We start from the raw sequence: 10,720 nt of genomic DNA on the forward strand, positions 1-10,720 counted from the left end.
ACTGCCGCGAACTGGGACATGTCCCCCTGATCGACCACAACCCGCGTGGGGGCGAGAAGGAGCACTTCGAGCCTGCCGATGAAGTTCGCTACCGTGAGCGCACTGTAGCCGAACGGACCAACGCGCGTCTCAAGGACGAATTCGGCGGCCGCAACATTATGGTCAAAGGACATGCCAAAGTCATGAGCCATTTGATGTTTGGGCTGCTCGCCCTCGGTGCTGACCAGTTGATGCGACTTCGACGATGACCCGACTAATCCGCATAACTCAACCACCGATTTCGCACCAAATTTTTCCGGTGCGGCATCCACACGTCTTCAGAATGAGATTAACCATGATTCCGCCACCATAACCGACCAGAATTCGTCCAGCATCACGAAAATGCGATGGAAAGTCGCGCTCCCGTGATGCCGGCCAGTTCAGAAAAATCGTTTTGCAATTGGCTCTAATGCCGTTGTCAGATTTCGTCAATGGCGCATATTCGTGCAGCGCGGCGGTCCCTCAATAGCAGATGAGCGCGCCCCTGAATCCACAAAACCCTTTGCTACGGGAAAAATGGGCCTGCAGTCTTGCAATGAGGTTTCTCTTGTAACCGCCTTTCACAGTTTCTGCGATGCCTATTGCTCTTGCTTTGTCAGCTTCGGCCAGGAGGGGCACGATAAACGACATTTCGCTATATTTTTGTTGGTTGTAAAGTTCACTCTCGGAATCGTCCAGGCAAGCGATTTTTTCCAAAGCCATGCTAATGACATCGCTCTTTTCCAATGTTTTTAGAACGGCGCCAAAATGGTAAAGGTTGTGTATCAATTCCGAGCTCGGTTCCAGCGTGTTGAAGTCTTCCATGAATCGCTTGAACAATGCTTCGATTTCACCGGCAGGCAAGTGCGCGGTTAGCTTCAGCAGGCAGCGGTTCCTGAAATAATCCGTGGGGAACATCCTGACCCTCGCCGCAATCCTGTTCGCATCTGAGGGCTGGAGATATTGCACATTGCGGATAACGAGGAAGGCGATCAATCTTTCCGGGAGGTCCGGCAGGTCAAGGTGAAGAGAAATTACCTCGGTTCTGGATTCCTCGTCCAAGTGCGGAAACATCCGCTTAAGCTGATACGCGGCCTCTGGCGATCCAGACCGAAATTGTTGACATATGTAGGGAAAAATCTCTGCCTTGTGAAGCTTGTCCATTCTGGGATAAATTCCCCCAAGAGCTCTGGTCTTGTATATGTCGGGCATCGCAAGAATGGATTGATACGACAGACGGGCCATTTCGCCGGTGAATAAACGTGAAAATTTACCGATGCAATTTGCCTTATCATAACCGTCAGGAAGATCGTGGATCGCCAGCCAGATGGCGGCAATATCATGATTTTCGGCGGAGAAAGGATTTTTCTCATTGTTTCGATATTCGAGAAACAGCGGGATTAAGAATCTCTTATTGCGCAGATAGGAATCCAATGCATTGAACAGATTTCCCGACCGTCTTTTTGTTCTCTTTCGATAGAACTTGTCGAGCAATGACTTGGCATAGTAGGCCGTCATCATGTCTGCCGGATGCGCATCGATAAATTCAGCGACTTTGAGCACTAACGCGTCCGGAATTTCGCGTTTCCCCGAGTAGCCCAGAGACTGGGCAAATTCCTGGTCGAGAGAGCGATAGGTATTGTAGGGATCCATCTTGTCCATGGTTTTTCATCGCCGATCAATGGCAGGTATTGGCCGATTTTAGACTGGCAGACCGGCCGAATCTGCTCGCAGACTATTCATCGACGAAGGGGCCGCTACTGTCGATTGTAGCGGCAGTTCCGCATGTGTTCCAACCTTCCGTGCCCTGCCGTCATCTCATCCATGACAACAAGAACGAGTTCCTACTTCACGATATGGAGCCCGAAGCTGGTCCACACAGCGCAAACGCGACAGGAAACGAAAAAAGCCAACCTCGTCGGTTGGCTTTTTTCTTTTCACATCAGTTACTTGCTTATTCCTGGCGGAGAGACGGGGATTCGAACCCCGGATAGGCTATGAACCTATACACGCTTTCCAGGCGTGCGACTTCAACCACTCATCCATCTCTCCTGCATTACATCTCCGCCTTCGCGAAGCCGCAGATTATAGCAAAGATTCCGCGGGGTATGAAGAAAATTTCGCGCGCCCTTACGAGGCTTCCTTCAACTGCTCCAGGATCGCCGGATTTTCCAGGGTCGAGATGTCCTGCGTGATGGTCTCGCCCTTCGCCAGTACCCTCAGCAAACGCCGCATGATCTTGCCGGAACGGGTCTTGGGCAGGTTGTCGCCGAAGCGGATTTCCTTCGGCTTGGCGATCGGCCCGATTTCCTTGGCCACCCAGTTGCGCAACTCCAGCGCCAGCTTCTTGGCCTCTTCCCCGGTCGGCCGGGCCTGCTTAAGCACGACAAACGCGCAGATCGATTCACCGGTCGTGTCGTCCGGCTTGCCGACCACGGCCGCCTCGGCCACCATCGGATTGGCCACCAGCGCCGATTCGATCTCCATGGTGCCCATGCGGTGGCCCGACACGTTGAGCACGTCATCGATGCGCCCCGTGATCGTGAAGTAGCCCGTCTCCTTGTTGCGGATCGCGCCGTCGCCCGCCAAATACATCTTGCCGCCCAGTTCATCCGGGAAGTAGCTGGTCTTGAAGCGCTCCGGATTGCCCCAGATGGTACGGATCATCGACGGCCACGGCCGCTTGACCACCAGGATGCCGCCCTGCCCGTTCGCCACGTCCGCGCCGGCCTCGTCGACAATCGCGGTCATGATGCCCGGCAGCGGCAAGGTGCACGAACCCGGCACCATGGGCGTCGCGCCCGGCAGCGGGGTGATCATGTGGCCGCCCGTCTCGGTCTGCCAGAAAGTGTCCACCACCGGGCAGCGCTCGCCGCCCACGTTCTTGTAGTACCACATCCAGGCTTCCGGATTGATCGGCTCGCCTACCGAACCGAGCAGGCGCAGGCTGCTCAAATCGTACTTGGACGGATGCACGCCCGGGTCGACATCGGCCGCCTTGATCAGCGAACGGATCGCCGTCGGCGCCGTGTAGAAGATGCTGACCTTGTGCTTGGCGATATTGGCCCAGAACCGCCCCGCGTTCGGGTAGGTCGGGATGCCCTCGAACACGACCTGGGTCGCGCCCACCGCCAGCGGGCCGTAGGCGATGTAGCTGTGGCCGGTGACCCAGCCGATATCGGCCGTGCACCAGAACACGTCCTGCGGCTTGATGTCGAAGCTCCACTTCATGGTCAGCGCGGCCCACAGCAGGTAGCCGCCGCTGGAATGCTGCACGCCCTTGGGAGTGCCGGTCGAACCGGACGTGTAGAGGATGAACAGCGGATGCTCGGCCCCCACCCATTCCGGCTCGCACTCGGCGGCCTGGTCGGCCACCAGCTCGTGCAGCCAGAGGTCGCGCCCTTCGGTGAAGGCAATGTTGCCGCCGGTACGCTTGTAGACGATCACATTCTTGATGCTGGCGCAGCCGCCCAGCGCCAGCGCTTCGTCGACGATGCTTTTCAGCGGCAGGTGCTTGCCGCCGCGCAGTTGCTCGTCGGCCGTGATGACCGCCACCGCGCCGGCGTCGATAATCCGCTCCTGCAGCGATTTGGCCGAAAAGCCGCCAAACACCACCGAATGGGTGGCGCCGATGCGCGCGCAGGCCTGCATGGCGGCCACGCCTTCGATCGACATCGACATATAAATAATGACGCGGTCGCCCTTCTTGATGCCGCGCGCCTTGAGGCCGTTGGCAAATTTGCAGACGCGCTCGTACAACTCCTGGTACGTTGCGCGCGTGACCGTGCCGTCGTCCGCTTCGAAAATGATGGCGGTCTTGTCGGCGTTGCCGTTCTTGAGGTTGCGGTCGAGGCAGTTGTACGACACGTTCAGCTCGCCGTCATCGAACCATTTGTAGAACGGCGCATTGGTTTCGTCCAGGGTCGAGGTGAACGGCTTGTGCCATTCGAGATTTTCGCGCGCCAGGCGCGCCCAGAAACCTTCGTAATCGGCTCCCGCTTCCGCGCACAGTGCATGGTAGGCATCCATCCCGGAAATGGCGGCGTTGGCCACGAAGTCGGGCGGCGGCGCAAACACGCGGCTTTCCTGCAAGCCTGGGTTGTCCTGCTGGGTGGAATCTGTTGCTGCCATGCTGGTCTCCATTGGTGGTGTTGTTTTGCTAAAACCATAGTCCCGCTCGCTTACTGCGCCCTTACGTGCACGTCGGCGAGGAAGGTCGATGAGACATTAAAACATGGATAGCCCCATCAAGCGGTATGGTCACTTGCATTAACGACAAGATCAATGCGCACGGCATGACGATCAGCTGTGGTTTGCGCCAGATCAATACGAGGTCCGACCGAGGCCGCTCTCTGCAGCCGGGCCAAGCGCTGGTAAAATGACGCAGCGAAAATTTTTGCCTTACTCTGGAGCCAAGCATTCATGTCTGAACCGATTTTACCGAAAGAACGTCAAAAACTGACCCCCTTGAATAACCTCATTTTCATGAGCCGCTGGCTGCAGTTGCCGCTGTATCTGGGCCTGATCCTGGCGCAGTGCGTGTATGTTTTCCATTTCTGGGTTGAACTCAAGGACCTGATCGGTGCCGTACTCGGTAACGAGGCGGCGCTGCAGCATATCTTCGATGCAGTTACCGTACCGGGCGCCAAGCAGGCGACCAAGCTCAACGAAGCGACCATCATGCTGGTGGTGCTCGGCCTGATCGACGTGGTGATGATCTCGAACCTGCTGATCATGGTCATCGTGGGCGGCTACGAAACCTTCGTCTCGCGCATGCACCTGGAAGGCCATCCCGACCAGCCCGAGTGGCTCTCGCACGTGAACGCCTCGGTGCTCAAGACCAAGCTGGCCATGGCGATCATCGGCATTTCGTCGATCCACCTGCTCAAGACGTTTATTAACGCCAACGCGTACGAACCCAAGGTGCTGATCGCGCAGACGGTGATCCACATCGTGTTCCTGCTGTCGGCGCTGGCGATCGCCTATACCGACCGCATCATGATCGGCACCCAGAACCAGTCCAAGACCCCTCACTAAGCCAACGAGAATAGCCATGACTATCATCAAGCAGGAAGACCTGATCGAATCGGTTGCCGCCGCCCTCCAGTACATCAGCTACTACCACCCGGCCGATTACATCGCCCACCTGGCGCGCGCCTACGAGTCGGAACAGAGCGATGCCGCCAAGGATGCGATCGCCCAGATCCTGACCAATTCGCGCATGTGCGCCGAGGGCAAGCGCCCGATCTGCCAGGATACCGGCATCGTCAACGTGTTCCTCAAGATCGGCATGGGCGTGCGTTTCGAAGGCTTTTCCGGCACCGTCACCGACGCCGTCAACGAAGGCGTGCGCCGCGCCTACAACTTCGACGACAACAAGCTGCGCGCTTCGATCGTGGCCGACCCGCAGTTCGAGCGCAAGAACACCAAGGACAACACGCCGGCCGTGGTCCACATGGAATTGGTCGAGGGCAACACCGTCGACGTCAAGGTGGCGGCCAAGGGCGGCGGCTCCGAGAACAAGTCCAAGTTCGTCATGCTCAACCCGTCCGACTCGCTGGTCGACTGGGTCATGAAGACCGTGCCGACCATGGGCGCGGGCTGGTGTCCGCCGGGCATGCTCGGGATCGGCATCGGCGGCACCGCCGAGAAAGCCATGCTGATGGCCAAGGAAGTGCTGATGGATGACATCGACATGTACGAACTGAAACTGCGCGGCCCGCAAAACAAGACTGAAGAACTGCGTATCGAGCTGTGCGACAAGATCAATGCCCTGGGCATCGGCGCCCAGGGCCTGGGTGGCCTGACCACCGTGCTCGACGTCAAGATCATGATGCATCCGACCCACGCGGCTTCCAAGCCGGTGGCGATGATTCCGAACTGCGCCGCCACCCGCCACGCGCACTTCGTGCTGGACGGCTCGGGCGCGAGCTACATCGAGCCGCCGGCGCTGTCGACCTGGCCGGACGTGCACTGGACCCCGGACACCGAGAAATCGCGCCGCGTCGACCTCAACACCCTCACAAAGGAAGAAGTCGCCTCGTGGACCCCGGGCCAGACCTTGCTGTTGAACGGCAAGATGCTGACCGGCCGCGACGCCGCGCACAAGCGCATCCAGGACATGCTGGCCAAGGGCGAGCCATTGCCGGTCGACTTCAAGAACCGCGTGATTTACTACGTCGGCCCGGTCGATCCGGTGCGCGACGAAGCGGTCGGCCCGGCCGGTCCGACGACCGCCACCCGCATGGACAAGTTCACCGACATGATGCTGGAAAAAACCGGCCTGATCGCCATGATCGGCAAGGCCGAGCGCGGTCCGGCGGCGATCGAATCGATCCAGAAGCACAAATCGGCCTACCTGATGGCGGTCGGCGGCGCGGCTTACCTGGTGTCGAAAGCGATCAAGAGCGCCAAGGTGCTCGGCTTCCACGACATGGGCATGGAAGCGATCTACGAGTTCGACGTGATCGACATGCCGGTCACGGTGGCCGTCGATTCCAATGGAACGTCGGTGCACAACACCGGTCCAACGGAATGGGCAGCGAAGATCGAATCCTTGTCGAGCGTCGGCAAGATTCCTGTCAGCGTGGCCTGAGTGACGCACGAGTGACAACACCAGTGACAAGCGCGAGCGTCCCGGCGATGGCCACGGCGTCGGCTACCGCGTCGGCTACCGCGTCGGCTACCGCGTCGGCTACCGCGTCGGCTACCGCGTCGGCTACCGCGCCAATCGGCGTGTTCGATTCCGGCGTGGGCGGCTTGTCGGTCCTGCGCCATATCCGCGCGCAGCTGCCGCATGAGCATTTGCTGTACTTCGCCGATTCCGGTTTTGCGCCGTATGGCGACAAGCCGGAAAGCGTGGTGGCCGAGCGCTCGCTGGCGGTCGCCGCTTTTCTGGTTGCCAACGGCGCCAAGGCGCTGGTGGTGGCATGCAATACGGCGACGGTGGCCGCCATCAAGGTGCTGCGCGCGCACTATCCCGACATGCCCATCGTCGGGGTGGAACCTGGCCTCAAGCCGGCTGCGGCAGCCACGCGCAATGGCAAGGTGGGCGTGCTGGCGACCAGCGTGACCATCGCCGGCGCCAAGTTCCTGCTGCTGCGCGACCAGATCAGTGCCGCCAGCAATGCGCAGTTTTTGCTGCAGGGGTGTCCGGGGCTGGTCGACCAGATCGAGCTCGGCGACCTGGAATCGCCCGCAGTCAGGACGCTGCTGGAGCGCTACGTGGTGCCGCTGCTGGACCAGGGTGCCGATACGCTGGTGCTGGGCTGCACGCACTACCCGTTCGTGCTGGCGATGCTTGGCGAGGTCATCGCGGCGGCGACGGCGCGCGAGATCGTGCTGATCGACACCGGCGATGCGGTGGCGCGGCAACTGGCGCGCTTGCTGGGTGCCGCCGGCTTGCTCAATCGGAGCAGTGCTCCCGGCGCGCCGCCTGGTGCCACCGGCATCACTGTGGATGCCAGTGCGACTCCCGCCACCGGTTGCGCGGTGGCTGCCAGCGCGAAGTCCAGCACAGCTTACGTCGTGGCTGCGGGTTCGGCGTCTCGTGCCACCGCTAGCGTCATCGCGGCAGGTGACATGGATGTCGCGGCGACCCTGCAAGGCTATACCAGTTCCAGCGCAACGGCGCTGTCGCTCGCGTTTGCCAACTTGCTGGGCATCGAAGCGCCCGTGCGCGAAGTGGCAATTTGAAAATATTTCGCTTTCAGTGCATTTTGATTTGCCAGTTCGCTCAGATGTTTGTATAATCTTTTTCTGTTCAGGAAGCATCTGAACAAAATGCAGATTCGATGGTGGCTGTAGCTCAGTTGGTAGAGTCCAGGATTGTGATTCCTGTTGTCGTGGGTTCGAGCCCCATCAGCCACCCCATCGTTCGCATTGAAATGAAAGACTTCCACGTGACATCGCATTGCACAATGCGTCTCTGACAGCGGTTATCTCAATTTTCCCAAGACATGGCCACCTTCGAGGTGGCTTTTTAATTTGCGCACGCTTGTGCGCAGGCCGGGCAACGGGGCACCGCACAATCCAGCCACCGCTGCGCATGCAGCGCGCGCTCGGCGGCTGCGCGCACCGGTAGGGCAGCCTCGGACGACACGGACGTTGATCGCTCAACCAGCCGGTCACCTTTATTCAACATCATTTATCAATGCGATAGCCACGTGTAATTGCTTGATTCACTAACAGACACGGCGGCAAACATGGCAAGCAATCCAACCAAGCATATCCCTTACCTTGACGGGTGGCGCGGACTGGCCATCATCGCCGTCCTGGTATCGCACTTCAAGGCGACGCAGGAATTCTCCTGGCTGGGCGGATTCGGCGTGCAACTCTTCTTCGTGCTGTCCGGCTTCTTGATGGGCAATCTCTTGTTCATAAAGAAGGTGCCGCTGAAGGATTTCTTTGTCCGCAGGATGAGCCGGGTATTCCCGACCTTCTGGGTGTTTGTGATTGCAATGGCGGCCTACGCGGCCTTCCTGCAACCGGTGCGCTATGTGGCCACGCGAGCCGAGCTGCTCTCCACCTTCACGTTCTTGTGCAACTACTTCCCCGTCGACATGAACATCTGGCACCGCGGCTGGCCGATCGGGCATCTGTGGTCGCTCTGCGTCGAGGAGCACAGCTATCTGTTGCTGGCGGCGGGCGCCGTCCTGGTCGGCAAGCTGAAGAACCGGTACGCCGGCGCGGCCTTCCTGCTCGTCAGCACAGGCGTCATCATGGCCATCAATGCCTATTACCCGTCGCACACGCCGGCCGGCGCAACGCCGTGGTTCCTGCGTAGCGAGGCCGCAGCCTTGGGACTGATCGCGGCGGCTGCCTATCGCGTTACCGCCGCAAGCACGCAGGCCAAATGGATCCGGGAAACCCATCCATTGCTTGCGGTACTGAGTTTTGTCATGGCGATTGCCTGCTACTCGATTTTTGCGCACAAGCGGCTCCTGTTTACCATCGGCCCGCTGTTCCTGGCGTACTCGATCAACCATCTGGAACGCATGCCGCAGTTTATCCGCCAACTGCTGGCAAGCCGGGTGATGCAATGGTTCGGCGTCTGTTCGTTTTCGCTCTACCTGTGGCAGCAACCAATTTACTATGCCGTGATCGAGGGCCGCTGGCCGCATATGGCCGGCTTGCTGGCGGCAATCGCCGTGGGTGCGGTGTCGTACTACCTTTTCGAGAATCCAATGCGCCTGTATTTGAACAGCAAGTGGTCCGAGCGGCGCGCGCTGCCGGCCCGCTCCTTGCCGGCCGCCGAGGCCCCGGTCGCCTAGCAGTTCGATGCGGGGCGATGCCGTGACGCGCTCGCTCGCAGGGCGATATCGCCCGTCCCCGCATGGCCGGGCAGCAGCCCCCAATTCCACCAAGGCGGATGGCTAGCCCACCCGGTGTTCGACAGCGCGGCCTTCCGCGCTCGCGCTACGCCGCCGGCGCGGCGTCGATCAGGCGCCGGTAGCCGGCAATGCCCTCCTCGACCGCATAGCCGGACTTGACCGATTCCACAGCCCGCGCGCGCAGCGGCGCGCACTGTGCAGGCTCGCGCAAGGCCCGGCTGACGGCGCCGGCAATCGCATCCGTATCGAAAAAATCGACCAGCAAGCCATTCTCGCCGTGACGGATGACTTCCGTCACCGGCGCCGTGTCCGAGCCGATCACCAGGCAGCCGCACGCCATCGCTTCGAGCATCGACCACGACAGCACAAACGGATACGTCAGGTAGACATGCGCGGCCGAGACCTGCAGCAGGTCGCGGTAGCGCGCGTAGGAAATGCGGTCGAGGAAATGCACGCGATCCGGATCGATGGCGACTTCGGCCAGCATCCTGGCGCGCCACGTCTGGCCGCCGGCCGGACGCGCGCCGTAGCTCACGTCGGCCCCGCCGGCGAGCACGATGTCGCAGTCCGGATTGTCAGCCAGTATCTTGGGCAGCGCGCGCATGAAGGTGTGGAAGCCGCGGTACGGCTCGAGGTTGCGCGACACATAGGTCACCACCGGGTCGCCCGGACGCAGCACTTTGCCGTTCGGCAGTGTGAACGTGGCGTCGGGATTCGGGCATAGGTAGGCGGTGTCGACTCCCTCGTGAATCAGCGCGATCTTGTCGTGGTAAGGCTTGGGGTGCAGGCTTTTCTGCCATGCGGTCGGCGCCACGGCGATGTCGCAGGCTTCCAGGTTGAGCAGTTGCAGCGCGTTCTTGGCGCGCACCCGCGCCCGATCGTCTATCGTGCTGGGAAACTCCGGATCGAAGCCGACATCGGCGTTATCCGTGTGATAGTAGAACTCGGAAAAATGCACCAGGCGCGCCTCCGGAAACGCTTCGCGCACGAACATGGTGTCGCCCCAGCCCGGATGGGCGATGATCACGTCCGGCGCGAAGCCCTTCTCTTTCATCGCCAGCAAGACCCGCAGGCATGCCTGTCCATGCAGGATGCCCGCCTCGAAAGGCCTGGCGTAGTGGTGGGTTTCCTTGGCCGCGCCACGGTGCAGCTTGTAGGTCAGCGTACGCACATCCGGCAAGCCGGGACAGCCGTCCTTGCCGATCGCCAGCACGTCGTACGCCGGATCGCGCGCCAGGTGCGAGGCGATGCGCTTGAACTGGCCGGGAAAGTTTTGATGAATGAACAGGATGCGGCGCGCGCGCGGCGCGCCGGAAGGCAAAGGCTGGGCTGGTGTGAATGTCATAGGGTCGTGCGCTGGCCTGCAAGAT

7 protein-coding genes, 2 tRNA genes and 1 pseudogene are annotated in these 10,720 nt (G+C 60.3%); 6 read left to right on the top strand and 4 right to left on the bottom strand.

The window, feature by feature from the left end:
* A pseudogene (locus F2P44_RS09020) lies at positions 1–248 on the top strand (IS5/IS1182 family transposase); the annotation flags it as partial.
* Positions 249–501: 253 nt separating this feature from the next.
* On the opposite strand, the gene F2P44_RS09025 reads toward F2P44_RS09020, so the two are convergent.
* From F2P44_RS09025 to acs, 3 genes are all read right to left on the bottom strand, one after another.
* On the bottom strand, positions 502–1,680 hold the full coding sequence (locus F2P44_RS09025) for a hypothetical protein (RefSeq protein ID WP_167086377.1): 1,179 nt from the start codon (positions 1,678–1,680) through the stop codon (positions 502–504).
* 299 nt (positions 1,681–1,979) lie between these two features.
* Positions 1,980–2,070 (bottom strand) — tRNA-Ser (locus tag F2P44_RS09030).
* A 78-nt stretch (positions 2,071–2,148) separates the two neighbouring features.
* On the bottom strand, positions 2,149–4,149 hold the full coding sequence (gene acs / locus F2P44_RS09035; protein ID WP_167086378.1) for an acetate--CoA ligase: 2,001 nt from the start codon (positions 4,147–4,149) through the stop codon (positions 2,149–2,151).
* 291 nt (positions 4,150–4,440) lie between these two features.
* Here acs and F2P44_RS09040 point away from each other — a divergent pair, with 291 nt between their 5' ends.
* From F2P44_RS09040 to F2P44_RS09060, 5 genes are all read left to right on the top strand, one after another.
* Positions 4,441–5,055, top strand: a complete 615-nt coding sequence (locus F2P44_RS09040) for a YqhA family protein (protein WP_167086379.1) — start codon at positions 4,441–4,443, stop codon at positions 5,053–5,055.
* Positions 5,056–5,071: 16 nt separating this feature from the next.
* The gene (locus F2P44_RS09045; protein ID WP_167086380.1) at positions 5,072–6,613 is read left to right on the top strand and encodes a fumarate hydratase; all 1,542 of its coding nucleotides are present in this window, start codon (positions 5,072–5,074) and stop codon (positions 6,611–6,613) included.
* Between the two features lie 23 nt (positions 6,614–6,636).
* Positions 6,637–7,713: a glutamate racemase gene (murI, locus tag F2P44_RS09050; protein ID WP_370662659.1), complete on the top strand. Its 1,077-nt coding sequence runs from the start codon at positions 6,637–6,639 to the stop codon at positions 7,711–7,713.
* Between the two features lie 101 nt (positions 7,714–7,814).
* Positions 7,815–7,890 (top strand) — tRNA-His (locus F2P44_RS09055).
* A 332-nt stretch (positions 7,891–8,222) separates the two neighbouring features.
* Positions 8,223–9,290 (top strand): acyltransferase family protein, encoded by a 1,068-nt coding sequence (locus tag F2P44_RS09060; protein ID WP_167086381.1) that lies wholly within the window; start codon positions 8,223–8,225, stop codon positions 9,288–9,290.
* Between the two features lie 145 nt (positions 9,291–9,435).
* On the opposite strand, the gene F2P44_RS09065 is transcribed toward F2P44_RS09060, so the two are convergent.
* A complete protein-coding gene (locus F2P44_RS09065) occupies positions 9,436–10,695 on the bottom strand; it encodes a glycosyltransferase family 4 protein (protein WP_167086382.1) in 1,260 nt (419 codons plus the stop codon).
* Between the last annotated feature and the right edge of the window lie 25 nt (positions 10,696–10,720).

The sequence above is a fragment of the Massilia frigida genome (assembly GCF_011682175.1).
Lineage (GTDB): Bacteria > Pseudomonadota > Gammaproteobacteria > Burkholderiales > Burkholderiaceae_D > Telluria_A > Telluria_A frigida.